Origin of the sequence: Bifidobacterium sp. 7101, from assembly GCF_000499285.1 — a bacterium.
In the GTDB taxonomy this organism is placed as follows: Bacteria; Actinomycetota; Actinomycetes; order Actinomycetales; family Bifidobacteriaceae; genus Bombiscardovia; species Bombiscardovia apis_A.
Window position 1 is genome coordinate 107,147 of record NZ_AWUN01000006.1, and the last position, 26,407, is coordinate 133,553.

The window sequence follows — 26,407 nt, forward strand, 5'->3', positions numbered from 1 at the left end:
CTGACTCACTGATTGAGCTTGAGGCCTGAGCGGAATCCTGACCGCTGGCCCGGTCGTTCAGTTCCGCTATGCTGTATCCCCGAGACCTCTCGGATGGCCGCGGCCCCTCCTCCTGGGAAGGGCTGAGGAACTTCCGGGCTCCACAGAGCACGATGGCGGATAACGTCCGCCCAGGGCGACCTGAGAGATAGCGCAACAGAGAACAGACCGCTCGCCTTGTTAAGGCGGGCAAGGGTGAAACGGCGGTGTAAGAGACCACCGGGTCGACGGTAACGCCGACCGCATGGCAAGCCTCATCGGGAGCAAGGCCAAGCAGAAGGCATTCAGGGGCTGCTCGTCCCGCCTTCGGGTAGGCCGCTAGAGCCTGGCGGCAACGTCAGGTCGAGATGGATGGCCATCCGTCGTCCGGATTGTGATCCGGTCGATGACAGAACCCGGGGTATATGAGAGGTCTCATCTTCTTCTTTTTTACCGTCTGGTGCCTAGGCAGCAACCGGCTCAATCGAGAGGGTCGTCGGAGACGAAAAGGTCTGCTGCCACCTGATTGAGGAGGCCGGGAGAGTGGCCCTTGCGGGATCCGGCACTCCAGAATCGCCGTTTGCGCACCTTGAGATCAAGTCCGGCTGTCTTACGGGCCACCTTGCGACCGAGCTCGTAGGCGGAGTCGACGAAGAGACCTTCGCGTGAGGCTTGGGCAACTATCTGCGCAGCCAGCCCTCGATCCAAACCCTTGCGGGTCATCTCCGAGAGAACACCGCGCTCCCCCATGGTGCGATGCAAACAGGAACGCAGAAGATCCTGGGCATAGGCCTGGTCATCTACCAGACCCAACTTGGTCAATCGGTTAATTACCTGATCGACCACGTTCGTGTCAAAACCCTTGTCGACCAGACGACGGGCCAGAGCCCCGCTTGAACGGGCCGCCGCATCCAAAAGGGTCAGAGCAGCCTCCCGGCAAGCATCCGCATCATCCGCATCTGCTCGCGGAGCTGCAGGCGCGGAACCTCCGCCAAAGCCCCCAGCACGTGGGCGACGTCCACGGCTACGGGTCCTTCTATCGGAACCCCGGGCAGAACGGCGACCACGAGAATGACGACCTGCCAGGGATTCGTCACCCATCTCAGCATTGGCAGCACTGTCTGCATCTTCCAGACTGCCACCGAAGCGGGCGCCATGCCCGGGACCCAGGACAGGAGACTGCACTGGGCGGCTGTCCTCCTTGAAGCTGTCATCCTTCTGCTCAAGGGCAGGATCAAGGACTGAGACTGACTCTGCTGGAGCAGGCGCACCTGCAGGGTCTGGCTGCAACTGGTCCGACCGAGAATTCTTCGACTCCGTGCTGGAGTCGGCAGAATCCTCGGTCTGAGCCAGTCGGACAGGTTTTTCCTTGAGGAAGTCCTCGGCCGAGATCATCGGGTCATGCAGCCTGTGCCGTGGGCACAGTGGTGTTGACGTCGACAGGAGCCGAGTCGTCTTCCTTGCTGCCCTGGTCAGCATCGGCCTGATCGGCCTTGTCGTCCTCAGAGGGGGCAGGAATAAGGCCGAAGGCAACCTTGACCTTATCCTCGATTTCCTTGGTCAGGCCGGGGTTGTCCTTGAGGAACTGACGGACGTTCTCCCTGCCCTGACCCAGCTGATCGCCCTCGTAAGTGAACCAGGAGCCCGACTTCTTGACGATGTTGGTCTGCAGGGCCATGTCCAGAACCGAACCCTCCTTGGAGATGCCCTCTCCGTAGAGAATGTCGAATTCGGCCACCTTGAAGGGCGGGGCCATCTTGTTCTTGACCACCTTGACCTTGGTGCGGTTGCCCACCGCCTCGTCGCCGTTCTTCAGGGTCTGGATACGGCGGATGTCCAGGCGGACCGAGGCATAGAACTTCAGGGCCTTGCCACCGGTGGTGGTCTCCGGGCTGCCGAAGAAGACGCCGATCTTCTCCCTGAGCTGGTTGATGAAGATGGCTGTGGTGTTGGCCTGTGACAGGGCACCGGTCATCTTGCGCAGGGCCTGGCTCATCAACCTGGCCTGCAGGCCCACGTGGCTGTCGCCCATGTCGCCCTCGATCTCGGCCTTGGGCACCAGGGCAGCCACCGAGTCAATGACAATGACATCCAGGGCACCGGACCGGATCAGCATGTCGGCAATTTCCAGCGCCTGCTCGCCGTTGTCCGGCTGGGAGACGATCAGGGAGTCCGTATCCACACCCAGCTTCTTGGCATACTCGGGATCCAGAGCATGCTCGGCATCGATGAAGGCAGCCACTCCACCGCCGGCCTGTGCATTGGCCACCGCATGCAGGGCCAGGGTGGTCTTGCCCGAGGATTCCGGACCATAGATCTCGACGATGCGACCGCGGGGCAGGCCGCCGATGCCCAGGGCCATGTCCAAGGCCAGGGAACCGGTGGGAATGACCTCTACATCCTGGGCAGGCTTGTCGCCCAAACGCATGGCCGAACCCTTGCCGAAGCTCTTCTCCACCTGCGCGAGGGCCGTGTTCAAGGCTGCCTGGCGGCGGGGGTCGATCCCGCCCTCCTCTTCTTTCTTCGCCTTGCCACTGTTGCTCTGACGTGCCATATGGCTCTCCTTCTTAGTAACCGACCTCACGATGACGACATCCTGATTGACGACCTCACGATTGACAGCCTATCCGCCGTCGGAACCCGTCTGCGGTCCCGGCGCCCGATGTGGTCGAACGTGCCGGTGGTCACCGGACCATGGGTATCAGTATACCCGACCATGCGAACAAATGTTCGAAAATCGCCTGGAATGGGAAATAAATTCGCGGAGGATAAAACCCGCCGATCAGGCTGCCGGCATGGGCGGCGCATTGTGGTCCTTCCCCCAGCGGCGAGAGTCGGGAATCTCCATTTGATCGCAGAGCACGTTCCAGACCACGCGCGGCTCCACGCCCGCATCCAGGGCTTCTATTACGGTCATGGCATCCAGGGCGGTCAGCCTTTGGTCACGGGCCAGACTGCGTCCGTAGACCCGGCCGAAGACCTCCTCCAGCAGCTGCCAGAATTCCCGTTCACGCACCCGACATCACCTTTCGTCCAAGACCCACCCTGTCACACCCCTTCTACGGTAGCAACCGACAGTCAGCAGAAGAGGGCGCCTGGTTCCTCAGAACCGGACGCCCTCATGAACGGTCCGCCGGGTCGACCGGCTGAACCTGACATGCTTACTCCTGAGTGGACTCCAGGTAGTCCGCCACCATCCGCAGCGTCTGCGGCACCCCCAGGCCCAGCGCGTCGGCGATGGAGCTCAGCAGTTCGGAGCTGGCCTCCTTCTGGCCGCGCTCCACCTCGGACAGGTAGCCCAGGGACACGCCCGCCTTCTCGCTGACCTCACGCAGGGTCTTGTGATCGTTGGTCCTCAGCTCGCGCAGCACGTGGCCCAGGGCCTCGCGCAGGGAGACGGTATGGGTGACGGCCCGGCCGTCGTTGTTGGAGGCTGCCCGCTGACGGCTGGCTTCCATGCCGTCCTCCTCCATCCACATCTTGTTCAGGTTGGCCTGGCGCTCCTCCTTGGCCTTCTTGGCGGCCTTGGCACGGATCACCTGCTGTTGGGCGAAGACGACGGCACGACGCTGGGCGGGTGTCAGATCACGAACCCGCGCGTTGCGCTCCACTCCGGGTGCGGCCGGCTTGACATCATAGGTATCGTTGGTTCGAGTCATCACGGTCTCGGTGCTGGCCATAGCAGCCCCTTTCGCCATTATCGTGTTCAACTTCTTACACAGTGACCAACAGACCAGCCGCTGGATTATTCCAGGGGAGGAACCCGAAAGGCCCGCTTTGTGACCAAGGTCACGTATGCACAGGGTCCGGGATCGGTTTGGAGAAGCGACTACCGCATCAGGCCGTCAGCCCCGCGAGTGCAGGGCCTGATCCAGCTGGTCCAGAATCCGCATGACCGTCCCCCGGCGCACCTGTTCGCGGTCGCCATCCAGATGCAACTCGTAGGCATAGGTCCGGTAGGCATGGGACTGCAGGCCGGTCTCAATACGCCGACCCAACACACGAACAGGCAGGGCCAGACCGATGTAGACCAGCCCGGCAGGATCATCCCCGTCAGGACCCGGGCCGGCCACACCTGTAGTGGCCATACCGATGACCGTATCCTCGTGCCCCGGCCTGGTGTAGAGCCTGGCCGTGCCCTCGGCCATCTCCTGGGCGACCCGTGGATGGACTGCACCCTGGGTGGCCAGCAGGTCCTGATCAACCTTGAGAATGGCAGCCTTGGCAGCGATGTCGTAGGTGACGGCCGACCCGAGGAAGACGTCTGACGCCCCGGGAATCCTGACGAAGGCATCGGCCAGCAGTCCCCCGGTCAGCGATTCGGCAGCGGCCAGAAACAGGCCCGAATCACGGCAGGTGTCGATGATCCGTCCAGCCAGGTCGTCGCAACGGCCCTGCACGCTCTTGCCGATCATCGCCGCATCCCTATCACGTATTCCGCACCCGAGTAAAGGCAGAGGGCCAGGGCCACCAGAATGACCACACGGGTGACCACCAGGTACCAGGGCCAGACCGGCGACAGGGGCACCATCAGCATGCCCAGGCCGATGCATTCAAACAGGGTCTTATACTTGCCAGCCCGGGAGGCTGCGATGACCCGTCCCTGCTTGTTGATGACCAGGACCCGCAGCAGGGTGATGCCCAGTTCCCGCACCAGGAAGAGCACGGTGACCCACCACCAGAGCTCACCGAAGACGGAAGCCACAATCAGCGCCGAACAGATCAACAGCTTGTCGGCAATGGGGTCCATAAGCTTGCCCAGCTCGGTCACCTGGTTGTACCGGCGGGCCAGCCACCCGTCCAGCTTGTCGGTCGAGGCGGCGAGGATGAAGAGCACGGCGGCGGTCCACCGCATACCAGGCCTGCGCTCGCCCCAGGGACCGGCCATCAAATCCAAGACGATGAAGACCAGGACCAGGAGGATACGAGTGTAGGTGACCAGGTTTGGGGGTGAATTCCATCCTTCGAGAAGCGTGTGCCTCTCACGACGGGTCTCTGACTCGGCATGCTCCTGCATTGCCACTCCTTATACGCGATACTCGTGCGCTTGGGCCGTCCAACACTACATGCCGGGCGGCAGTTTCATCATAACGGTAGACCAGGCCTGGCTTTTTGGGCCGATGTTCAGCCCTGCGCTTGCTCATCCGGGGCGGGATCCATGGAGGTGGCGTCGCCTCGGATGAAGGCCAGGGCCTGCTGCAGCTGCGGCGGTTGGATGAGCACCTCGCGGGCTTTGGAGCCCTCGGATGGCCCTACGATTCCCCTCGACTCCAACAGGTCCATCAGCCTTCCCGCCCTGGCGAAGCCCACACGCAGCTTGCGCTGGAGCATGGAGGTGGATCCGAACTGGGTGGTCACCACCAGCTCGGCCGCCTGGAGCAGCTCGTCCATATCGTCGCCGATCTCCTCCTGGATCTCGTTCTTGTGGTCGGCCTTGTCTGCCATCTGCTCGATGTCCTCACGGTAGTGGGGCTTGCGCTGGGTGCGCACATAATCCACCGCCTTGCGGATCTCGGACTCGGAAACCCAGGCTCCCTGAACTCGGGTGGGCTTGGCCTGGCCCATGGGGAGGAAGAGGGCGTCGCCCTGGCCGATCAGGGTCTCGGCGCCGGTGGCATCCAGAATGACCCTGGAATCCGTTGATGAGGATGTGGCGAAGGCCAGCCTGGAGGGGATATTGGCCTTGATCAGGCCGGTCACCACGTCCACCGAGGGCCGCTGGGTGGCCAGGACCAGGTGGACGCCGGCGGCACGCGCCAGCTGGGTGATCCGCTGGATGGAGCTCTCCACGTCGTTCTTGGCCACCATCATCAGATCGGCCATCTCGTCGACCACCACGACCAGGTAGGGATATGGGGCCACCTTGCGGTTGGAGCCGGCCGGAGCGTGGACCTTGCCCTCGCGCACGGCCTTGTTGAAGTCCTTGATGTGCCGGAATCCGAAGAACTGCAGGTCGTCGTAGCGGGCATCCATCTCCTTGACCACCCACTCCAGGGCCTGGGCGGCCTTCTTGGGCTCGGTGATGATGGGCGTGAGCAGGTGGGGAATGCCGGCGTAGGCGCTCAGCTCCACGCGCTTGGGGTCCACCATGATCAGGCGAACCTGCTCCGGCGTGGCCCGCATAATCAGCGAAACCAGCATGGAATTGATGAAGCTGGACTTGCCCGAACCCGTAGCGCCGGCCACCAGCAGGTGGGGCATCTTGGTCAGGTCGGCGGTCACATAGTGGCCTTCCACGTCCTTGCCCACGGCGGTCATCATGGGGTTGTCGTCCTGCTGGGCCTTGTCGGAGCGCAGCACGTCGCCCAAATGGACGATCTCGCGGTCCACGTTGGGAATTTCGATGCCGATGGCCGACTTTCCGGGGATGGGCGACAGGATGCGCACATCCGAGCTGGCCACCGCATAGGCGATGTTGCGCTGAAGGTTGGTGACCTTCTCCACCTTGACGCCCGGACCCAGCTCCACCTCGTACTGGGTGACCGAGGGGCCGCGCAGGAAGCCGACCACCTTGGCATCCACGTCGAACTGCTGGAAGGTCGATTGCAGGGCCTTGATGACTGCATCGTTGGCCGAAGTCCTGACCGCGTGGGGCTTGCCCTTGACCAGCAGGTCCGTGCTGGGCAGCACATAGGGCCGACTCTCGTCCACTTGGCGGTCATCGGAGGAGCCTGATGCGCCGGCAGCCTGAGCTCCCGCACCCTGGGCTCCAGCCGTCTGGTTTCCTGCTCCCGGAGCGGGCTGGGCGTCCATCTGGACGGTGTCGGCTGCTGCGGCGGCAGCGGCCCAGGGGTCCGAAGCCCCCACGCCGGACAGGGCAGCCGGATCCACCTTGGGATGCCCCTGCTCCCTGGCATCCAGGAGGGCAGCTGTGGCCGGGGCCTCCACCGCAGACATGTTCTGCGTGGACACCTGGTCGGTTTCGGGACCCTGCGTCGACTGATCACCCTGGTCAGCCCCTTCAAGAGAAGCCGCCTGGGAGAAGGGCTCGTCAGCCTCGTAACGCTCCAGATGGGTGTCTGTATCTTTGCCGATGCGGCCATGCAGCAAGCGGCTGAACCAACCGGCCACTCCGCCCCTGCCGGAGTTCTGGGCATCCTCCTGGTCCTGCTCCTCGTGTGTTGGCACGCCAGGCGCCAAGGGCAGGGTAGCGTCCCCCAGCCGGACCTCGTTGGGGGCGGTCTGCGCCGAAGCCGGGCTGGCGGCATGGGTCCTCTTCCCGCGCAACCAGGCCATGAGGTCGCTCATATGGAATCTGAAGGTTATGAAGAGGCCGAAAATGGCCACGAGGACGAAGATGATGACGGCGAAGACCTTGGACAGCCCCCAGGCCAGGGGCGAACCCAGAAAGAACCCCAAAAGGCCACCTGAGTCGCTGATGGCCTTCATGTCGAAGCCGCGATAATCCGAGGCCATGAGCACGTCCAGAATGGAGCAGACCGACCAGAGCACCACCATGAGGCCGCCCACCACAGGCAGGTTCCCCGCCTCGCGCCCCGTGTAGCAGACCAGTCGGAAAGCCGCAAAGAGCAGAACCACCGGCAGGATGATGCTGCAGAGTCCCAGAACGCCCGCAGCCAGGGCATGCAGTCCCCGCCCCAGGAAGCCGTTCACACGGAACCATTCGCTGGCACAGAAGAGCACGGCCAGGATGACCAGCACGAAGCAGAGCCCGTCCTTGCGGTAGGCGGAGTCGTCGCCGTTCTTGCCGGCCACGGCACGTACCAGGGATCCCAGGCCCCGGGGCAGGGCCAGCAGGGCCTTGTGCCAGAAGGGTTCCGGGTCTTGACTGTCCTTGGATGCGGTCCGGCCGCGACCGCGTGCGTCTGCTTGCTGCTTACGTGTCATAACCCTTTCAGCCTACCCAGAACCCCGGTCCGCATCGGGCCTGCCGGGTCAGTGTGCACAACTCTTTCAGACGGGGGCCGCCAGGGCTAGCATCGTTGGCATGACACCAGCCGAACGTCAGAGCGCCGTGGCCTTCGCCCTGCGCAACCTGCTTCTTGATGACCGTCAGCCCGAGCTTCCGGCCCTGCAGGCGGCAAGCGACTTTATGGCGGGCAGAAGGCAGGCCGAAGCGCTGTCCGACCAGGCCCGGCATTTGGAAGCCCAGAGCAATAGTACGAACGCCAATGTGGATGCCCTCTTTCTGCGGACCATCCTGATCTGTCAGCGGCCTTGGGCGACCGAAGGCGATCTCGAAGAGCTGCAAGCCATCCACCGCCGGCTGCTGCCCAGCCTGCCGGAAAAGCGAGTGCTGCGGCGACCTCAACCGGGGGACGACGCCAGCCTGTATCCGGCGGCCATGCTGGAGCAGGGAGCCGCGGCCATTGGCCAGGAGCTGGCTGCCGAACGCAACCTGGCCAGCCTGGACCGTCCGGTCTTCGTTGACCGTCTGGCCCACTACTACGACGAGCTCTCCTACCTGCATCCCTTTGCCGACTGCGACGGCATGACCCTGCGCATCTTCCTCTCACGCCTGTCCCACGATGCGGGCTGGGACCTGGACTGGGGACGGGCCGATCCGACCGCCCACCGCCGGGCCATTCAGCGAGCGCTCCGGGGCAAGACCGACGACCTGCAGGCACTGATTGCAGGCATGGTCCGCCCGGTCAACCCAACCAGAATATTTCTGATAGCCGGATGGGACCAAGGTCCAGCCCACTGAGCCGACAGCCTCAGCCCGACAGTCTCAGCTGGCCAGCCGCTCGTTGCCGCTGCGCTTAGCATCCTGGATGATCTGGGCGCTTTGACTGATCAATTCCGTCGCCCCGGCCTGGTCGTGGTCGCGCACGTGCCCCCAGTATTGTATTTTGAGCTCCACATACCGCTTCCGCGCCCGCAGGTCGGCCATCCGCTGGTCCAGCCGTCGTCCCTGCTCGGCCAGGAGCTCGATCTGCCGTCCGGCGGCCTCGGCTCCCCCGGCACGGTTGCCCAGATACTCCCGCATGTGCTCCAGGGACATACCGGTGGCGCTCAGGCAGGAGATGGTCTCCAGCAGGTCCAGATCCTCCTGGCTGTAGCAACGGTGGCCGCTGGAGGGGTCCCTGGCGATGGGCGGAATGATGCCGATGGTCTCGTAGTAGCGCAGGGTGGTCTCCGGCATCCCCGACATGAGCGAGGCCTGGCGGATGGTGTACCAGGGCCCGGATTCCTGGTCGGCCTGGGTTTGGGCGGTCTGGGTTTCAGCCTGGGGCTGCATGATGGTGGTCATACCCGTCCAGCCTAGGAACTTCAAGTACTTGAAGTCAAAGCGCACCCAGATGGTGTCTGGTCACCCTCCCCTGGTCCGATTGGTCGGCCTGGGCATCCGCCTGGTCGAAGCGGCCTTGGTCGGCCTGGTCCACCAGATTCAGGGCCTGCTGTGCCAGGTCCGGGGCCAGGGCGTTCAACCAGTGGATGCGCGGATCACGGCCAAACCAGCCCATCTGCTTGCGGGCCAGGCGCTTGGTCTTCTGCGCTATCAGCTCGAAGGCGTCATCCAGATCGGTGCGGCCGTCCAGATAGTCAAGAATCTGTTGATAGCCCAGGGCGCGTGAAGCCGTGGTCCCCAGGCGGTCTCGCAGCCTGCTCACTTCGCCGACCAGCCCCTGGTCGCGCATGGCCTGGGTGCGCTGGTCGATCCTACGGTCCAGCTCCTCCCGGGGCAGATCCAGCCCCAGCTGCAGGGCGGGCAAGAGGTAGCGGTATCGGGGCAGGCTGGCCGAATAGGGCCGTCCGGTGATCTCCATGACCTCCAGGGCCCGCACGGTCCGCCGCACATTCCGAGGATCCATCCGGGCCGCAGCTTCCGGGTCCCGCTCCTGCAGCTCGCGGAAGAGCAGCCCGGGGCCCTCCTCCTGAGCCCGCTCCTCCAGCCTGGCTCTGACCGCCGGGTCGGTGCCGGGGAAGGACAGATCGTCGATGACAGCCCGGGTATAGAGCCCCGAACCGCCCACCAGAATGGGGCGAATCTTCTGCGCCCGCAGGTCGGCTATCAGGGACCGGGCCATGGCCTGGAAGCGGGCCACGCTCATGGCCTCCTCCGGCTCGATGATGTCGATCAGGTGGTGGACCACCGCCTGCCGCTCCTGGATTGACGGCTTGGCCGTGCCCACATCCATCCCCCGGTACATCTGGTAGGCATCGGCATTGACGATATGTGCCGTCTGCCCGCGCGCCTGGAAGGCCTGTGCCAGAGTCACGCCCAGGGCGGTCTTGCCCGAGGCTGTGGGGCCCACGATGGAGACGATGCGGGGTTCAGCGGATGTCATAGACCTGCCCCGCCCGGGGATCCGGGTCAGCGATCAGATAGTGGGGCCCGGCCTGGGTAACGGTGCAGGTCACCAGATCCCCAGGCTTTGGCGCAGGCATCCCCTGGGGCACGCCGACGTGGACCAGCACCCCGGTGCGCTCATGCCCGGTCACCCGGTGGGTGCTGCCGTCGTGCCGACCGTGCCCGTCACCGATCAGCACCTCCACCTCTTTGCCCAGGAGGGCCTGCATGTGCTCCATGGTGATGGACTCCTGCAGGGCCTGCAGCCGCTCGAACCTGTCCTGGACCACGGCCTTGGGCAGCTGCGGCATACGTGCGGCCGGAGTGCCCGGACGGGGCGAATACTCAAAGATGAAGGCCGACGAGAAGCGCGCCCGGCGCACTACATCCATGGTGGCCTGGAAGTCCTCCTCGGTCTCCCCAGGGAAGCCCACGATGATGTCAGTAGTAATGAGGGCATCGGGCATGGCGGCCCGCACCTTGTCAAGTATGTCCAGAAAGCGCTGGGACCGGTAGGAGCGCCGCATGGCCCGCAGAATCCTGTCGGAGCCCGACTGCAGGGGCATGTGCAGCTGGTGCATGACCGTGGGCGTCTCGGCCATGGCTGCGATCACATCGTCGGTGAAGGCCGCCGGATGGGGTGAGGTGAAGCGGATCCGTTCCAGCCCAGGCACCCGGCCGCAGGCGCGCAGGAGCCGGGCGAAGGCGTAGCGGTCCCCCGTGGACCAGCCGTAGGAATTGACGTTCTGCCCCAGCAGGGTCACCTGGCGGGCCCCAGAGCGCACGCAGTCCTCAACCTCCTGCAGGATGTCGTCCATGGACCGGTCCCGCTCCCGCCCGCGCACCGAGGGCACGATGCAGAAGGTGCAGGTGTTGTTGCAGCCGACCGATATGGACACCCAGGCCTGCGAGCGCGAGGCCCTGACCGCCGGCAGCCGCCCGGGCAGATCCTTCAGCTCCTGAGTAACTCCCACCTGGGGCCGCCCGTCCTTGCGGGCCTTGTCCAGCAGGCCCGGCAGCGAGCCGATGTCCCTGGTGCCGAAGACCGCATCCACCCAGGGCGCCGCCTTCACAATCCGCTCCCGGTCCTTCTGGGCCATGCAGCCGCCCACGGCGATGCGCGTGTCGGGTTTGTGCTGCTTGAACCTGTGCCAGCGCCCGATGGTCCCGTACATGCGCTGGGTGGCGTTGTCGCGCACGGCGCAGGTGTTGAGCACCATCACGTCCACCTCGCGCGCGCGAACCTGCTCGGGCGTGGCCTGCTGGTAGCCCTGGGCCCGGAGCACCCCGGCGATCCGCTCGGAATCGTGCTCGTTCATCTGGCAGCCCAGGGTCCGCACATAGTAGACGCCCCTGCTGTCCTTACGCTGAGCGGTCACGCTCATGCCCTCGCCTGCTTCCATAAGCCATGATTGTATGCGCAGGTCGGGTCCCGCTGCCATCGGGACCTGTGCGTACCATGAGTCATGGTTACGAACGGCGGCATGGGAGGTTCATGTGATACTCGACCGTAACAGTGCCATGAGCGCATCCGAAATGAAGCAGCGACTGTCGGACTTGGACGAAAAGGACCGTCCCAAGCTGGACATCGACGAGATAACGGAATTCGTCAATCTCATGCAGACCTACGAGGGGGCCATGTACGAGATTTCGACCAAACTGGACGTGCTGGACACCGAATTCCAGGTCCGGTTCAGCCACAACCCCATCCACCACATGGAGCGCCGACTCAAGAGCGTGGACTCCCTGATCGGCAAGCTGCACCGCAAGAACCTGCCCGTCACCATCACCTCGGTGCGCGATCACATCTTCGACGTGGCCGGCGTGCGCGTCATCTGCAACTACCGGGACGACGTCTACTCGGTCTCCCGCTACCTCTCCGACCAGTCGGACATCCAGGTGCTGAGGGTCAAGGACTACATCCGCAACCCCAAGATGAACGGTTACCGCAGCCTGCACGTCATCTACGCCGTGCCGGTCTTCCTGACCTCGGGCCCCCACTACACGCCGGTCGAGGTGCAGTTCCGCACCATCGCCATGGACTACTGGGCCTCCCTGGAGCACCAGCTGCGTTACAAGTCCGACCTGCCCGACGCCCGCCTGGCCGAGCATTCGCAGACCCTGCTGGACTGCGCCCGCTCTTTGCAGAACATCGAAGTGCAGATGCAATCCATCCACCGCGACATCTCAGGTTCGCCCCAGGAACAGGACTCCGACGACGAAGCCATCAGCGGCAATACCGATTAGCTGAATCCTCACAAATCCTTTACCATAGGAACCAGGCCAGGTGGAAGGGTTGGGGCTTCCGCCGGGTCCCAGGAGGAGGCCCCGCCTTCAAGGTCGGGTCTCCTCCTGTACCACCATCTCTCAGAAGTTGAAGTTGTCGGGATCCGCACCGGTGCGCTCGTCCCTGTTCATGGCGGTGATGGCCTTCATATCCTCATCGCTCAACTCGAAGTCGAAGACCTGCGCGTTCTGCTCGATCCGCTCCTTGTGGGTGGACTTGGGGATGACGATGACCCCGCGCTGCAGGTGCCAGCGCAGCACGAGCTGTGCCGGGGAGCGGTCATAGCGCTCGGCCATGGCCTTGAGCCTGGGGTCGGCCAGCAGGTTGCCACCGGTGCCGCCCAGGGGGCTGTAGGCCTCCACGTCTACACGCAGGGTTCCGTGGCAGTAGTCGATCAGGTCGCCGTTGACGAACTGTGGCGAGGACTCGATCTGGTCGACCGCCGGCTTGGTGCCGCTGATGGTGTGCAGCTCGTCCAGGTGGTGTTTCTGGAAGTTGCAGACCCCGATGGCCCGCACACGCCGCTGGGTGTAGAGCTCCTCCATGTCCTCCCAGGCCTGCTGCCAGCCCTCGGCGGGCCAGTGGATCAGGTAGAGGTCAAGGTAGTCCACGCCAAGCCGGTCAAGGCTCTCCTTGAAGGCCTCCTTGGTCCGCCCTGCACGGATGTCGTCATTCCAGAGCTTGGTGGTCAGGAAGACATCCCGCCGGTCAACCCCGGAGCGGCGCAGACCTTCCCCCACGGACTGCTCGTTGCCGTAGATCATGGCGGTGTCGATGTGGCGATAACCCGCCTGCAGGGCCCAGGTGACGGCCTGGCTGGTGGCCTCTCCGTCGGGTGTTTGGAAGACCCCAAGACCCAGCTGGGGAATGCTGACCCCGTTGTTGAGGGTGATGGCGGTATCGGTGACGTTTCCGGTCATATAGGCATACTCCTTGTCGGCCGATCTGAGGCCGTGACGTGTTGTGTGTTCATTCTATCTGCCAGGCAAGATGGGATCAGCTGTTGTTTAACGCCTACCGTCGCGCTTCTGCATTTCGTGCGTTCTCTGTTGGCTTGGTGGTAAAGTGAAAATTGGGGATGTTGGGAGATAGCTGGCTTCTACTTTATGGGCGATTAACGCCCACAGTAGCGACGGTTCATCAACTTTGAAAGACGTTAATGCTGATAGGCAGGAGGCCTTGATACCGCTTGGCATTGGTGAAGGGGATTGATTTCATGCATCTGGGTACTCATCTGCGTCGCGCATCCGTGACGGTGATCGTCCTGCTGGGCCTGCTGGCAGGCCTGGGTGTCGCGTCCGCCAACGCGGACGATGTCGTGTCCGCCAGTCCGGCGGGCACTCCTGTATTTAGGCGGGGGGGGGGGGGTCGTCAGACCCCTCGCGTAGCTGAGCAAACCCCCGGCACACTCCCCAACAGTGCAACCAGCACTCCCCTGCCTTCACCCTCGCCGCTGCAAACCGCATCACCCCTGAACCCCACGACATCAAGCCCAGTCCCGTCAACGTCGAAGGACGCCACCAAAAGCACAGGTCCCTCTACAGCCAAGCCATCCGGCAAGACGGACGGTCAAGCTTCGCAGACGGTGCGCTTCGACCCAGACGACGGCAACACGCCTACCCAGGCAACCGTGAAAGCCGGCACCCTCGCATTCCCTCCGGAAAACAACCCCGTGCGCGAAGGCTTCCGGTTCGACGGGTGGACGTGTGACGGCCAACCCTTCGATTTTCAGACCCCCATCCTGCAGGACACAACCCTGAAAGCCAAATGGAGCAAAGCCACGGACTGGACGCTGAGCCCGGACAACGGGCCCGCCACCGGCACCCGGGTGACCATCAACCCACCCAGTCTGCAAGAGCCCTACTATGTCGGCGTCCAAGCCGCAGGGGACCAGTTTACCGGTCTGACCGGCGACGGCCGCATCTACACCTGGGCGCAGGACGGCACACCCAAGCAGGCTCCTCTCCCCGCCCAGGCTGTCGACGGATTCCACTACCAGCAGGCCGCAGCCGGCAGCCAACGGCAGGCCGCAATAGGATCCGACCAGCAGATATACACCTGGACCAGCCAACAGCCCACGCCCACCATCCTCGACACCAAGCAGAACACCAGGTTCACCGGCATCAGCATGAACGACGACCTACTGCTGGCGGTGGACCGGCAGGGACAGGTCCACGCCTTCCAAGCCGGCCAGACCGACGGTCAGAACGGAAAATTGACAGAACAAGCCACGACCGTTCTGCCCGGACAGGCCCAGGCGATACTGGCCGTCGCCTCCGCCAGCCGGACCCTCGCCCTGGACACGGACGGGCAAGCCTGGACCTGGAACACAAGCAAGACCGCCAACGTCAAGCCCGAACGCATCATGCAGGGCCAGGGCATGCGCATCACCCAAGCCCAAGCCCTCAGCCAGGGGTTTCTCCTCCTGGGTGCAAACGGGCGGGCCTATTACCTGGCCGACGGCGAGACGAGCCTCACAACCACCGGCCTGCCGGAAAACATGAAAGCCAACCGGATCAGCGCCAGTAACGATCAGGCCATAATCACAGACAAGGACGGCCACATCTGGACCTGGAAGCCCGGAGAAACACCCACGCGCGCAGACAAGGGGAGCCAGCCCTACACGCAGGCCGCCACTACGGGCGGCAGGATCACCGCTATCAACAGGCAGGGCAGCCTATACCAGTGGAGCATCAACTCACAGAGCCAGACAGACAAGCCAGCAAAAGTCAACACCACCCAGGCGGCCACTCTTGAATCAGCCAGCCTGGATGGCCAGTCGCTGACACTCAACAAAACAGACGGCTCCTGGCAGACGGAAATGCCAGCAAGCCAGCCCGGACCAGTCATCATCACACTCGCCGGCAGGCAGGACGGCCAGCACTTCACCCGAAGCCTCAACTACACGGTCGACCAGACGCTTCTGAAGGACATCCGACAGAGTTCCACCTACACGGTCACCTTCAAGACGGACGGAGGAAGCCCCAAACCCGGAGACCAGCAAGTTACCTATCCCTACGGGAGAGTCCAACGGCCCTCACCCGACCCGACCCGCAGCGGCTACCAGTTCGACGGATGGTTCATCAACGAAGTCGCCTACGACTTCAGCAAGCCCGTCACAGAAAATCTCACCCTCACCGCCAAATGGACCAGCAAAACCCCCAACACCTCCTGGAGAATCAACCCCGACAAGGGCAGCCAGCTCGGCCACGAAACCACCACCATCACCCCGCCAGACAGCACCAGCGGTATCAGGTTCAACCAGGTCGGCGGAGCAAAATACTATACCTATGTTTTTTCCTTGGCGGTGGGCAGCGACGGGAAAGCCTACGCATGGGGAGACAACACCTATGGTCAGCTCGGCGACGCAACGACTAACAGCCGGAGTACGCCGAACATAGTGAGAAAACCTGCAGGCGTGCCGACCGACTTCACCTATGTGCAGGTCAGCGCAGGAAAATGGCATTCGCTGGCCGTGGGTAGCGACGGATACATATACGCCTGGGGCAGCAACCAGCATGGTCAGCTCGGCAACAACACCACAACGAATTCCTCTGTTCCTGTGCGCGTGCGCGACCCCGCCAACCCAACTGACCCGAACAAAGGACTGAAAGCCATACAGGTCAGCGCCGGAGACGAGCATTCACTGGCCTTGGACAGCAACGGATACGTCTACGCCTGGGGATGGAACGACAATGGCCGACTCGGCAACAACAGCACATCAGATTCGTCTTTCCCCGTGCGCGTGCGCGACCCCGCCAGCCCCACTGACCCGAGCAAAGGGCTCAAAGCCATACAGGTCAGCGCCGGATGGCACCATTCGCTGGCCGTGGGCAGCGACGGATACACCTACGCCTGGGGATTAAACAACTATGGCCAACTCGGCAACAGCAACAAAAACTCTTCGTCTTTTCCTGTGCGCGTGCGAGACTTCGCCAGCCCCAATGACGCAAACAAAGGACTGAAAGCCGTACAGGTCAGCGCCGGATACTCTCATTCGTTGGCCGTAGGCAGCGACGGATACACCTACGCCTGGGGATTAAACAACTATGGCCAACTCGGCAACAGCAACACAGCAGATTCGACAGTTCCTGTGCGTGTACGCGACCCCACCAGCCCCAAGGACGCGAGCAAAGGGCTCAAAGCCACAGCGATCAACGCTGGAGGCGAGCACTCACTAGCTGTGGGCAACAACGGATACGCATACGCCTGGGGATGGAACCTGTATCGCCAGCTCGGCGACGGCACTACCAGCAACTCAAGTGTTCCCGTGCCAGTACGCGACCCCACCAGTCCAGCCGACGCTAGCAAAGGGCTACAAGCCACACGTTTCAGCGTCGGAGACCATCATTCGCTGGCCGTGGGCAGCAACGGATACGCATACGCCTGGGGAGAAAACAGCTATGGCCAGCTCGGTGACGGCACTACCGACGACTCAAACGTTCCTGTGTCAGTGTTGTTCAACCTGCAGCCGGTGATCACTGCAGCAGGGTTCGACACCAGCCTAGGCACGAACCTGGCTCCTGTCAGCAACGGTAACAGCGTAACCGTGCTCACACCCGCACACCAGCCAGGTACGGTCACAGTCAGCGTCGACTATGCAATGGGCGGCGCAGGACGCATCCTGACCGACACCTCCCTCAGATACACATACCTGCCTGCAGGCGTGCTCCCTCATGCCGGCGGTGAAGGCATCATCCTCGCCCTGGCCACCGGCATGACCGGCATGGGCGGGGTGCTGGCCTCGCGCCGCCATAGGAGAGAACAGCACAGGCTACTGCACACTTCGCACGAGTAAGACAGGCCGGAGGCGGATCAATCCCCCATCCCCGGCATACAACGGGGCGCACGGAGGAGTGCCACATACAAAGCTCATCCCCAAGAAAGCCGGTACTCCTCTTGCTCCCCCACCACCACACTACTGACCGATTACTGCGGTCAGGAATTGAGAGCAGATACACGCCCCGCCTCTGCACTGAGAAGAAGGAAACTCGGGCAAACCGATCAAGCGGCACAGAACCCCAAGTCCGCTCGGTCTTCGTCCGTGCTCCCACTACCAGATAATTATTGTAAACAAACGCTTTTGCTCAACCAAAAAATTCATTGTCGTCGATGACTGACCCGGCTCGTGTGTTGTCTTCTGACTGGGTGGTAGGGTGACAAATGGGGGATGTCGAGAAGACAACTTGCTGCTGTCAAGATTCGTGTAGTCTCTTGCACGTGCTGGTATTGAGCATTGGGCAACTTCCGACAGGAGAACGTTAAAGCTATAGGCAAGCGGTGTTTGCTTCGCTTAGTGTTTGGTGAAGGGGTTTTGGTTTCATGCATGTGGTTTCCCGTCTGCGTCGCATCCTGGCGATGATGACCATCCTGATCAGCCTGCTGGCAGGCCTGGGCGTCGCGTCCGCCCAGGCGGACGCTCCCATACTCGACCGGGGGGGGGGGGTCTCAGACCCCTCGCGTAGCTAAGCAAAACCCCGGCACTCTCCCCAGCAACGCAACCAGCACAACACTACCCACACCATCACCTATACAGACCACCACACCATTAAGCTCCGCAACACCGAGCCCAAACACCCCGTCATCGACGATGGGAACACCCGGCGGCGCAGACTCTGCTCCAAATAAATCAGCCAAACAAGCAGATAATCAAGCTTCGCAAATCGTGCGCTTCGACCCTGCCGACGGCAGTAAACCCACCCAAGTAACCGTAAAGACCGGGACTCTAGCCGCTCCCACGCAGCACAATCCTCAACGTCCCGGCTTCCGGTTCGTCGGCTGGACGCTTGACGGCCAGCCTTTCGACTTCCGTACCCCCATCCTCCAGGACACAACCCTGAAAGCCAAGTGGACCAAGATAACTGACTGGACACTGAGCCCGAACCACGGGCCCGCCTCCGGCGCCCGACTGACCATCAAGCCGCCAGACAGGCGGGAGCCTCAATTCGTCAGCATCCAAGCCGCAGGGGACCGGTTTATCGGTCTGACCGGCGACGGCCGCATCTACACATGGACACAAGACGGCACACCCAAACAAGTCCCTCCCCCCACCCAGGCTCCCGACGGGTTCCAATACCTGCAGGTTTCAGCCAGCAGCCACCGGCAGGCCGCCTTGGGATCCGATCAGCAGATATACACCTGGGTCAGCGGACAATCAACGCCCACCATCCTCAAGACCAGTCAGAACACCCAGTTCACCAGCATCAGCCTGAACGATGACCTTCTGCTGGCGGTGGACCGACAGGGACAGGTCCACACCTTCCAAGACAGCCAGAACCCGAAGCCCGACGAGCAGGAAACAATCAGACTGCCCGGAAAGGCGCAGGCCGTCACCGCCGTCACCGCCGCCAGCCGGATCCTCGCCCTGGATTCCGACGGGCAGGCATGGGCCTGGGACGCAGGCAAGACCGGAAGCGCCAAACCCGAACGCGTCAAGCAGGATCCGCGCACGCGCACCGTCCAAGCGCAACCCCTCAGCAGAGGCTTTCTCCTACTGGATTCAAAGGGACGAGCCCGGTACCTAGCCGACAGCACAACCAGTCCCACAGCCGCCGGTCTGCCGGACGGCGTGCAAGCCAGCAGAATCACCGCCAACAATGACCAGGCCATCATCACTGATACGGACGGCCACGTCTGGGCCTGGAAGCCCGGCAAGGCGCCCATCCGCGCAGATAAGGGGGAACAGGCCTACGTGCAGGCCGCAGCTGCCGGCAGCAGAATCACCGCCAACGACAAGCTGGGCGGCATATTCACGTGGAGCCTGGACGAGCAGGGCAAGGGCGGCAAACCCGATAGGATCGACACCAGCACAGCGTCCATCCTGGAAACAGCCAGCATGGACGGCCAGCCGCTTAAACTCAGCAGGAACAACGACTCATGGCAGACAGGCATGCCCGCCCGCAAGCCGGGGCCAGCCGCCATCACCATCACCGGCAGGCAGGACGGCCAGCCTTTCACCAGGAGCCTTACGTACATGGTCGACCAGCCGCTGGCACGAGACGCCGCACCAAGGTCCACGCTTACGGTCCACTTCGACACGGGCGGGGGAAAACCACAACCAGCCGACCAGCATTTCCCCACCACCAACGGCAGGGTGAAACGGCCCTCCCCCGACCCTACGCGTGAGGGCTTCCAGTTCGACGGATGGTTCATCGGGCAGGTCGCCTACGATTTCAGCAAGCCCGTCACCAAGGACCTGACCCTGACCGCCCACTGGTCGCCGGAGAGCCGGAACAGCTCGTGGAGCATCAGCCCCGACAAGGGCAGCCAGCTGGGCAGGGAACCCACGACCATCACCCCGCCAAACACCAGCCGGGGCATCAGGTTCAACCAAGTCAGCGGATCACAAGCAGGAGCTTTTTCTTTGGCGGTGAGCAGCGACGGGAACGCCTACGCCTGGGGAGACAACAACTGGGGCCAGCTCGGCGACGGGACGTACACCGACCGGTCTACGCCGGTCATGGTAAAAAAGCCTGACCGCAACACGTACCCGGACCTGCCCAAGGATTTCACCTACCTGCAGGTCAGCGCCGGATGGCAGCATTCGCTGGCCCTGGGCAGCGACGGCAACGCCTACGCCTGGGGAAACAGCGGGTATGGCCAGCTCGGCGACGCGGGCAGCTATCGGCATGCGCCGGTCAGGGTGAAGACGCCCGACCGCAACACGTACCCGGACCTGCCCAAGGATTTCACCTACCTGCAGGTCAGCGCCGGATACCGGCATTCGCTGGCCCTGGGCAGCGACGGCAACGCCTACGCCTGGGGAGACAACGGCGATGGCCAGCTCGGCGACGGGACGGTCTCCTTCGTCGGCCGGAATACGCCGGTCAGGGTGAAGACGCCCGACCGCAACACGTACCCGGACCTGCCCAAGGATTTCACCTACCTGCAGGTCAGCGCCGGATGGCAGCATTCGCTGGCCCTGGGCAGCGACGGCAACGCCTACGCCTGGGGATTCAACAGCAACGGCGAGCTCGGCGACGGGACGACCACCGACCGGTATACGCCGGTCAGGGTGAAGACGCCCGACCGCAACACGTACCCGGACCTGCCCAAGGATTTCACCTACCTGCAGGTCAGCGCCGGATACGAGGATTCGCTGGCCCTGGGCAGCGACGGATACGCCTACGCCTGGGGAGACAACTACTATGGTAACCTCGGCAACAACACCGCCAGCGGGCACAGTGACTCGAATCCTGTTCCTAAGCGCGTGCGCGACCCCGCCAACCCCACCGACAAGAGCAAAGGACTGCAAGCCGCACAGGTAAGCGCAGGACTCTATTATTCGCTGGCCGTGGGCAGCGACGGGACCGCTTACGCCTGGGGACGGAACAGCAAAGGCCAGCTCGGCAACAACAGTTACGGCAATTCGACTGTTCCTGTGCCGGTGTCGTTCAACCTGCAGCTGGTGATCACCGGTGTCAGATTCGACAGCAATGCCGGCACGAACCTGACGCGCGGGGATAGTAATAGCGTGACCGTGCTCACGCCCCCGCACCAGCCGGGCACGGTCACCGTCAGCGTGGACTACACGCTGGGCGGCGCAGGAAGCACGCTGACCGACACCTCCCTCAGATACACGTACCTGCCTGCAGGCGTGCTCCCAAGGGCCGGTGGGGAAGGCATCCTGCTCGCCCTGGCCACCGGCATGACCGGCATGGGCGGGGTCATGGCCTCACGCCGCCACAGGCGAGAACAACACCAACTGTCACATGCTTCGCACGAGTAAGAGCGGCCGGAGGGCGTATCAATCCCCCCGCCCCCGGCCCACATAGGGGGAGCAGGGAGGAAACGTGTCACTGAAGGCTCAAACCCCAAGAGAGCCGACACTTCCCTCCCGCGCCCCCACCACACTCCGTCCACCCTTCCAAGGGCTGGACGGCACATCAGGAGAGGGGGCAACCGCCACGGCGGGATGTGGGCATGCAACCACCCCACCATGGCGGCCACCCCCGCCTGATTCCAACCAGAGCAAACACCTGTTATATGGCCAAACCGGCCATGTAGAATTAAACAAGACGACCATCCCGCCACAGACGGGAAGACAAGGAGGAGCAGATGGCTTTCAACGGGAATCCGCGGCCGCAGGCCCCATACGGTCAGTACACACAGCAGCCGATGCCGACCATGCAGGGCGGTGAGCCCTACGGCATGGGCGCGCCCATCGACACCAACGCAGCATACAGCTTTGAAAAGGCGGAACGGGTCTCCATGTCCCGCGCCTATGCGGAGATGGCCGTCGGCCTGCTGGTCACCGCCCTGACGGCCTACCTGACCGCCCGCACCGGACTGCTCCTGGCCTTCATGCAGGCCACGGGCACCCTGGGCTGGATCGGCATGGCCGTGGTCCAGGTGGCCTTCGCCATGATTCTGAGCTTCCGGGTTATGCGCATGCGCACCTCCACCGCCCGGGTCATGTTCTACCTCTATGCGGCCCTGATGGGCTTCACCCTGAGCACCATCTTCATGACCTACTCACTGCCCTCCATCATGCTGACCCTGGTGATCACCGCAGGCTTCTTCTTCGTCCTCAGCATGCTGGCGCTGACCACACGGCGCAACATGCTGGGCATGGGATCCATCTTCATGGCCGGCCTGCTCATGCTGATCCTGGTCGAGGTGGTCATGCTCTTCGTGGCCCCCTCCAACACGGCCCTGCGCGTGGTCTCGGCCATCGGCATCATCCTCTTCGCCGGACTGACCATGTATGACGCCCAGCAGACCAGGGTCATCTTCGCCACCTACCGCAGCCAGGGGCCGGAGGCCATCAAGCGGGTCTCCATCCTCTGCGCCCTCAACCTCTACCTGGACTTCGTCAACCTCTTCCTCTACATCCTGGATCTGGTCGGCGACCGCAACTGACAAAAAGAAAATCCCCGCCCCTGACATTGGTGGCGGGGATTTTTGTATCTTCAGGCCTCCTGATCGGCCCTGGCCAGCAACCCACGCAGCACATACTGCAGGATGCCGCCGTTGCGGTAGTACTCGGCCTCGCCAGGAGTGTCGATACGCACCTTGGCCGCAAATTCCACCCTGCTGCCGTCGGGCCGCTGAGCCCGCACCTGAACCTGCTCGGGCAGGGAGTTGTTCAAAGCATCAACGCCAACCAGGTCATAGGTCTCCTGACCGTCCAACCCCAGGCTCTGGGCCGACTGACCCGCTGGGAACTCCAGCGGCAGCACGCCCATGCCGATCAGGTTGCTGCGGTGGATGCGCTCGAAGGATCTGGCGATGACGGCCCGCACGCCCAGCATCCTTGTGCCCTTGGCCGCCCAATCCCTTGAGGAGCCCGTGCCGTACTCGCTGCCGGCCAGTATCACCAGGGGCGTGCCCTGCCTGGCATAGTCCTGCGCCGCCTCGAAGATGGTCGTCTCCTGGCCGTTCAGGAAGTCGTAGGTGAACCCTCCCGGGCGCACATCCAGCCCCACCGAGGCCAGCAGCTGGTTGCGCAGGCGGATGTTGCCGAAGGTTCCCCGGACCATGACCTCATGGTTGCCGCGCCGGGAGCCGTAGGAGTTGAAGTCCCTGGGGGCTATGCCGTGCTCCTGCAGGTAGCGGCCGGCAGGTGCGTCGGCCTTGATGGCTCCTGCGGGCGAGATGTGGTCGGTGGTGACCGAATCCCCCAGCAGGGCCAGCACCCGGGCCCCGTGGATGTCCTCCAGAGGGTCGGGCTGGGCCTTCATGCCGTCGAAGAAGGTCTGGCGGCGAATGTAGGTGGAATCCTGATCCCAGTGGAAGAGCTCGCCCTCCGGCACCTCCAGCTTCCGCCAGCGCTCGTCCCCGCCGAAGACGTCCGCATAGTCGCGCAGGTACATGTCCCGATCCAGGGCGGTGCCCACCACGGACTCGATGGCCTCCTGGGAGGGCCAGATGTCCGCCAGCATGACCGGCTTGCCCTGGCTGTCCTGGCCCAGGGGGTCGCGCCAGGGGTCGAAGTCCATGGTGCCGGCCAGGGCGTAGGCCACCACCAGGGGCGGCGAGGCCAGGTAGTTCATCTTCACATCCGGGCTGATGCGCCCCTCGAAGTTCCTGTTGCCCGAGAGTACGGCCGTAACCGTCAGGTCATGATCGGCGATGGCCTGGTGGATGGCCGGGTCCAGGGGGCCGGAGTTGCCGATGCAGGTGGTGCAGCCGTAGCCGACCAGCTCGAAGCCCAGGGCGTCCAGGTCCTTGCTCAGCCCGGTCCGGTTCAGATAGTCCGTCACCACCTGGGAGCCGGGAGCCAGCGAGGTCTTGACCCAAGGCTTGGGCTTGAGGCCCCGGGCGCGCGCCTGGCGGGCCAGCAGACCGGCAGCCACCATGACCGAGGGGTTGGAGGTGTTGGTGCAGGAGGTGATGGCCGCGATGACCACATCCCCGTCCCGCAGGCTGAACTCGCTGCCGTCGGCCTTCTTGACCGGCACAGCCTCGCCCTTGTCCTTGTCCTGGTCGCGGTAATCATTGAGGTCCCTTTGGTAGGTCTTCTGGGCCTGGTCCAACAGGATGCGGTCCTGGGGCCGCCGGGGGCCGGCGATGGACGGCCGCACCGTAGACAGGTCCAGCTCCAGCACCTGTGAATACTCGGGTTCGGGGCAGTCGGCATCCTCCGGGTCCATCCACAGGCCGTTGGCCTTGGCATAGGCCTCCACCAGGCGCACATGCTCGTCGCTGCGGCCGGTCAGACGCAGGTAGTCCAGGGTGATTTGGTCGATGGGGAAGATGGCGCAGGTGGAGCCGAACTCAGGGCTCATGTTGCCCAGGGTGGCACGATTGGCCAGGGGAACCTGGGCCAGACCCTTGCCGTGGAACTCCACGAACCGGCCCACCACACCCACCTCGCGCAGCATCTGGGTCACAGTCAGCACCACGTCGGTGGCGGTGACCCCCTCGGGAATGGACCCGGTCAGCTTGAAGCCCAAGACCTGGGGCACCAGCATGGAGATGGGCTGGCCCAACATGGCCGCCTCGGCCTCGATGCCGCCCACGCCCCAGCCCAGCACACCCAGGCCGTTGACCATGGTGGTGTGGGAGTCGGTGCCTACGCAGGAGTCCGGGTAGACCAGGGCCGGCCCCTCCCCCTTGGCCCTGTCCCTGCGCATGACCACCTGGGCCAGGTACTCCAGGTTGACCTGGTGGATGATGCCGGTGCCCGGGGGCACTACGCGGAAGTTTTGAAAGGCCTGCTGGCTCCAGCGCAGGAAGCGGTAGCGCTCACTGTTGCGCTGGTATTCCATGTCCATGTTGTGTTCCAGGGCGCCGGGCACGCCCGAGCTGTCCACCTGGACGGAGTGGTCGATGACCATCTGTGCGGGGATGAGCGGGTTGACCAGGGAGGGGTCGTCGCCCAGGGCCTTGACGGCGTCGCGCATGGTGGCCAGGTCGACCATGCAGGGCACGCCGGTGAAGTCCTGCATTAGCACCCGGGCGGGGCTGAACTGGATCTCCCTGTCGGGCTGGGCCTTGGGGTCCCAGTTCAGAAGCTGATCCAGCTGGTCCCGGGTCACCGTGGTTCCGTTCTGGTGCCGCAGCAGATTCTCGGCCAGGATGCGCAGGCTGTAGGGCAGGTGGTCGATTCCCGGCAGGTCGCTGATCCGGTAGTATTCGAACTCCTCGGAGCCCACCTTGAGCTTGGAACGACCGGCATCTTGTGCGGATTCTGACATGCACCACCCCTTCCTTGGACGCTCAGGCACTGCCCTTGCGCCCTTGTGGACCGGCGGCAGGAGGACCCCAGGCCGTCAGTGACGCTTATCTGTGCTTGTGAGGTTCATTCTTAGCGCCCATGTGTTACCTGACGGATGTAACGTGCGCATGCTGGATAGCCCAGGACGGCCAGGACCATGAGCAGGGCTCCCACCAGTGCGAAGGCCACGGTGGCGACCAGGGCAGGACCTGTGGGCAGGCTGATGGCGAAGAACTGCGCCACCATGGGGATCAGGGCCCCGATCACCCCGGCTGCGGCGAAGAAGAGGACCAGCAGACCCCTCCAGGAGCGCAGGGGCCGGGCCACCTGTGTCAGGACCAGCACGCCCATGCAGAAGAGGACGATGGCGCAGACCGACCGCCAGCGCCCCAGGTCCCCGGGCCGGGCCAGGTCCAGACCCAACAGGCTAGGCAGGCTCCAGGCCGCCGCCAGCACAATCAGAGCAGTGGCGATGCCCGAGGGCAGGGCGAAGGTGACCACCCGCTTGAGGAACCCGGGCCGGTAGCGCCTGGTGTTGGGGGCCAGCGCCAGGAAGAAGGCCGGGGTGCCGATGGTCAGGGCACCGATGTAGGTGATGTGCCGGGGCAGGTAGGGGAAGGGGATGCCAGTCAGGACCACACCCAGGGAGATCAGGGCCGAGTAGACGGTCTTGACCAGGAAGAGGCCGGCCACACGCTCCATGTTGGCCATGACCTGCCGGCCACGGGCCACCACGTCGGGCAGGTGGGAGAAGCGCGAATCCACCAGGACCAGCTGGGCCACGGCCTTGGTGGCGGCCGCCGCATTACCCATGGCGATGCCCAGATCCGCCTCCTTCAGGGCCAGGGAGTCGTTGACACCGTCGCCGGTCATGGCCACCGTATGGCCCTTCAGGTGCAGGGCCTGGACGATGGCCTTCTTCTGGTCGGGCAGGACCCGGCCCAGCACGTCCACGTCCTCCAGGACATCGGCCAGGGCTGCCGTGTCCTTGGGCAGCTGACGGGCATCCATGGCCCTGGGCGCCCGGTCGCCGGTCAGACCCACCTTGTTGGCAATGGCCGCCACCGTGGCCGGGTTGTCGCCCGAGATGACCCGGCAGCGCACGCCCTGCTGGCGGAACCAGGCCAGGGTCTCGGCGGCGTCGTCGCGGATGTGCTCCGAGCAGGTGATCAGGGCCAGGGGCTTC

Annotated in this window: 19 protein-coding genes and 1 other RNA gene; 7 read left to right on the plus strand and 13 right to left on the minus strand. The window is 63.8% G+C overall.

Features of this window, described 5'->3' with window-relative positions:
* Positions 1-81 precede the first annotated feature (81 nt).
* Positions 82-459: RNase P RNA component class A (gene rnpB / locus P272_RS08955), an RNA gene on the plus strand.
* A gap of 39 nt (positions 460-498) precedes the next feature.
* Here rnpB and P272_RS08735 read toward each other — a convergent pair.
* The 7 genes from P272_RS08735 to P272_RS0107880 all read right to left on the minus strand — a co-directional run bounded on the left by P272_RS08735 (position 499) and on the right by P272_RS0107880 (position 7,866).
* Positions 499-1,413, minus strand: a complete 915-nt coding sequence (locus P272_RS08735; RefSeq protein ID WP_253269689.1) for a regulatory protein RecX — start codon at positions 1,411-1,413, stop codon at positions 499-501.
* A 4-nt stretch (positions 1,414-1,417) separates the two neighbouring features.
* Positions 1,418-2,572, minus strand: coding sequence for a recombinase RecA (gene recA, locus P272_RS0107855; protein WP_024627844.1), 1,155 nt, complete (start codon positions 2,570-2,572; stop codon positions 1,418-1,420).
* A 228-nt stretch (positions 2,573-2,800) separates the two neighbouring features.
* The gene (locus P272_RS0107860; protein ID WP_015021655.1) at positions 2,801-3,034 is read right to left on the minus strand and encodes a DUF3046 domain-containing protein; all 234 of its coding nucleotides are present in this window, start codon (positions 3,032-3,034) and stop codon (positions 2,801-2,803) included.
* A 145-nt stretch (positions 3,035-3,179) separates the two neighbouring features.
* Complete coding sequence (locus P272_RS0107865; protein WP_372338668.1) at positions 3,180-3,698, minus strand: helix-turn-helix domain-containing protein; 519 nt, start codon at positions 3,696-3,698, stop codon at positions 3,180-3,182.
* A gap of 165 nt (positions 3,699-3,863) precedes the next feature.
* Positions 3,864-4,433, minus strand: a complete 570-nt coding sequence (locus P272_RS0107870; protein WP_155805052.1) for a CinA family protein — start codon at positions 4,431-4,433, stop codon at positions 3,864-3,866.
* On the minus strand, positions 4,430-5,035 hold the full coding sequence (pgsA, locus tag P272_RS0107875) for a CDP-diacylglycerol--glycerol-3-phosphate 3-phosphatidyltransferase (RefSeq protein ID WP_029678990.1): 606 nt from the start codon (positions 5,033-5,035) through the stop codon (positions 4,430-4,432). The genes P272_RS0107870 and pgsA overlap by 4 nt, the downstream gene beginning before the upstream one ends.
* Positions 5,036-5,142: 107 nt before the next feature.
* A complete protein-coding gene (locus tag P272_RS0107880; protein ID WP_029678991.1) occupies positions 5,143-7,866 on the minus strand; it encodes an FtsK/SpoIIIE family DNA translocase in 2,724 nt (907 codons plus the stop codon).
* A gap of 100 nt (positions 7,867-7,966) precedes the next feature.
* Between P272_RS0107880 and P272_RS0107885 the strand changes: the two genes are divergently transcribed.
* Complete coding sequence (locus tag P272_RS0107885; RefSeq protein ID WP_029678992.1) at positions 7,967-8,686, plus strand: Fic family protein; 720 nt, start codon at positions 7,967-7,969, stop codon at positions 8,684-8,686.
* A 24-nt stretch (positions 8,687-8,710) separates the two neighbouring features.
* Here P272_RS0107885 and P272_RS0107890 read toward each other — a convergent pair whose 3' ends face one another.
* From P272_RS0107890 to miaB, 3 genes are read right to left on the minus strand one after another with little or no spacing between them, the layout of a single operon-like run.
* Positions 8,711-9,232, minus strand: a complete 522-nt coding sequence (locus P272_RS0107890) for a MerR family transcriptional regulator (RefSeq protein ID WP_081709111.1) — start codon at positions 9,230-9,232, stop codon at positions 8,711-8,713.
* Positions 9,233-9,266: 34 nt separating this feature from the next.
* On the minus strand, positions 9,267-10,271 hold the full coding sequence (gene miaA, locus P272_RS0107895) for a tRNA (adenosine(37)-N6)-dimethylallyltransferase MiaA (RefSeq protein WP_029678994.1): 1,005 nt from the start codon (positions 10,269-10,271) through the stop codon (positions 9,267-9,269).
* A complete protein-coding gene (miaB, locus tag P272_RS0107900; RefSeq protein WP_029678995.1) occupies positions 10,258-11,715 on the minus strand; it encodes a tRNA (N6-isopentenyl adenosine(37)-C2)-methylthiotransferase MiaB in 1,458 nt (485 codons plus the stop codon). The genes miaA and miaB overlap by 14 nt, the downstream gene beginning before the upstream one ends.
* Before the next feature lie 94 nt (positions 11,716-11,809).
* Here miaB and P272_RS0107905 point away from each other — a divergent pair, with 94 nt between their 5' ends.
* Complete coding sequence (locus P272_RS0107905; protein ID WP_044097911.1) at positions 11,810-12,520, plus strand: GTP pyrophosphokinase; 711 nt, start codon at positions 11,810-11,812, stop codon at positions 12,518-12,520.
* A 120-nt stretch (positions 12,521-12,640) separates the two neighbouring features.
* On the opposite strand, the gene P272_RS0107910 is transcribed toward P272_RS0107905, so the two are convergent.
* Positions 12,641-13,480 carry an aldo/keto reductase gene (locus P272_RS0107910; RefSeq protein WP_029678997.1) on the minus strand — a complete coding sequence of 280 codons (840 nt, stop codon included), beginning with the start codon at positions 13,478-13,480 and terminating at the stop codon, positions 12,641-12,643.
* Positions 13,481-13,776: 296 nt separating this feature from the next.
* Between P272_RS0107910 and P272_RS08945 the strand changes: the two genes are divergently transcribed.
* From P272_RS08945 to P272_RS0107930, 4 genes are all read left to right on the plus strand, one after another.
* Positions 13,777-17,358 carry an RCC1 domain-containing protein gene (locus P272_RS08945; protein ID WP_172636729.1) on the plus strand — a complete coding sequence of 1,194 codons (3,582 nt, stop codon included), beginning with the start codon at positions 13,777-13,779 and terminating at the stop codon, positions 17,356-17,358.
* Between the two features lie 524 nt (positions 17,359-17,882).
* Positions 17,883-18,029: a hypothetical protein gene (locus P272_RS09455; RefSeq protein WP_172636730.1), complete on the plus strand. Its 147-nt coding sequence runs from the start codon at positions 17,883-17,885 to the stop codon at positions 18,027-18,029.
* A gap of 196 nt (positions 18,030-18,225) precedes the next feature.
* The gene (locus P272_RS08950) at positions 18,226-21,288 is read left to right on the plus strand and encodes an InlB B-repeat-containing protein (RefSeq protein WP_052323245.1); all 3,063 of its coding nucleotides are present in this window, start codon (positions 18,226-18,228) and stop codon (positions 21,286-21,288) included.
* Positions 21,289-21,617: 329 nt separating this feature from the next.
* Positions 21,618-22,421, plus strand: coding sequence for a Bax inhibitor-1/YccA family protein (locus P272_RS0107930; RefSeq protein WP_029679000.1), 804 nt, complete (start codon positions 21,618-21,620; stop codon positions 22,419-22,421).
* Positions 22,422-22,471: 50 nt separating this feature from the next.
* Here the strand turns inward: P272_RS0107930 and acnA are convergent, their stop codons facing one another.
* Both acnA and P272_RS0107940 read right to left on the minus strand, forming a co-directional pair.
* On the minus strand, positions 22,472-25,201 hold the full coding sequence (gene acnA, locus P272_RS0107935; protein ID WP_029679001.1) for an aconitate hydratase AcnA: 2,730 nt from the start codon (positions 25,199-25,201) through the stop codon (positions 22,472-22,474).
* A gap of 110 nt (positions 25,202-25,311) precedes the next feature.
* On the minus strand, positions 25,312-26,407 hold a 1,096-nt coding region (locus P272_RS0107940), incomplete at its 5' end, for an HAD-IC family P-type ATPase (protein WP_044097912.1).

Excerpts from the sequence above, each read along its gene's own strand:
- P272_RS0107910 (WP_029678997.1), bottom strand. The coding sequence starts at position 13,480 with ATGACCGGAAACGTCACCGATACCGCCATCACCCTCAACAACGGGGTC.
- P272_RS0107865 (WP_372338668.1), bottom strand. The coding sequence starts at position 3,698 with ATGGCCAGCACCGAGACCGTGATGACTCGAACCAACGATACCTATGAT.
- miaA (WP_029678994.1), bottom strand. The coding sequence starts at position 10,271 with ATGACATCCGCTGAACCCCGCATCGTCTCCATCGTGGGCCCCACAGCC.
- P272_RS0107930 (WP_029679000.1), top strand. The coding sequence starts at position 21,618 with ATGGCTTTCAACGGGAATCCGCGGCCGCAGGCCCCATACGGTCAGTAC.
- P272_RS08945 (WP_172636729.1), top strand. The coding sequence starts at position 13,777 with ATGCATCTGGGTACTCATCTGCGTCGCGCATCCGTGACGGTGATCGTC.
- P272_RS0107870 (WP_155805052.1), bottom strand. The coding sequence starts at position 4,433 with ATGATCGGCAAGAGCGTGCAGGGCCGTTGCGACGACCTGGCTGGACGG.
- acnA (WP_029679001.1), bottom strand. The coding sequence starts at position 25,201 with ATGTCAGAATCCGCACAAGATGCCGGTCGTTCCAAGCTCAAGGTGGGC.
- pgsA (WP_029678990.1), bottom strand. The coding sequence starts at position 5,035 with ATGCAGGAGCATGCCGAGTCAGAGACCCGTCGTGAGAGGCACACGCTT.
- P272_RS0107905 (WP_044097911.1), top strand. The coding sequence starts at position 11,810 with ATGAAGCAGCGACTGTCGGACTTGGACGAAAAGGACCGTCCCAAGCTG.
- P272_RS0107890 (WP_081709111.1), bottom strand. The coding sequence starts at position 9,232 with ATGACCACCATCATGCAGCCCCAGGCTGAAACCCAGACCGCCCAAACC.
- P272_RS0107880 (WP_029678991.1), bottom strand. The coding sequence starts at position 7,866 with ATGACACGTAAGCAGCAAGCAGACGCACGCGGTCGCGGCCGGACCGCA.
- P272_RS0107885 (WP_029678992.1), top strand. The coding sequence starts at position 7,967 with ATGACACCAGCCGAACGTCAGAGCGCCGTGGCCTTCGCCCTGCGCAAC.
- recA (WP_024627844.1), bottom strand. The coding sequence starts at position 2,572 with ATGGCACGTCAGAGCAACAGTGGCAAGGCGAAGAAAGAAGAGGAGGGC.
- P272_RS09455 (WP_172636730.1), top strand. The coding sequence starts at position 17,883 with ATGCATGTGGTTTCCCGTCTGCGTCGCATCCTGGCGATGATGACCATC.
- miaB (WP_029678995.1), bottom strand. The coding sequence starts at position 11,715 with ATGGCAGCGGGACCCGACCTGCGCATACAATCATGGCTTATGGAAGCA.
- P272_RS08735 (WP_253269689.1), bottom strand. The coding sequence starts at position 1,413 with ATGATCTCGGCCGAGGACTTCCTCAAGGAAAAACCTGTCCGACTGGCT.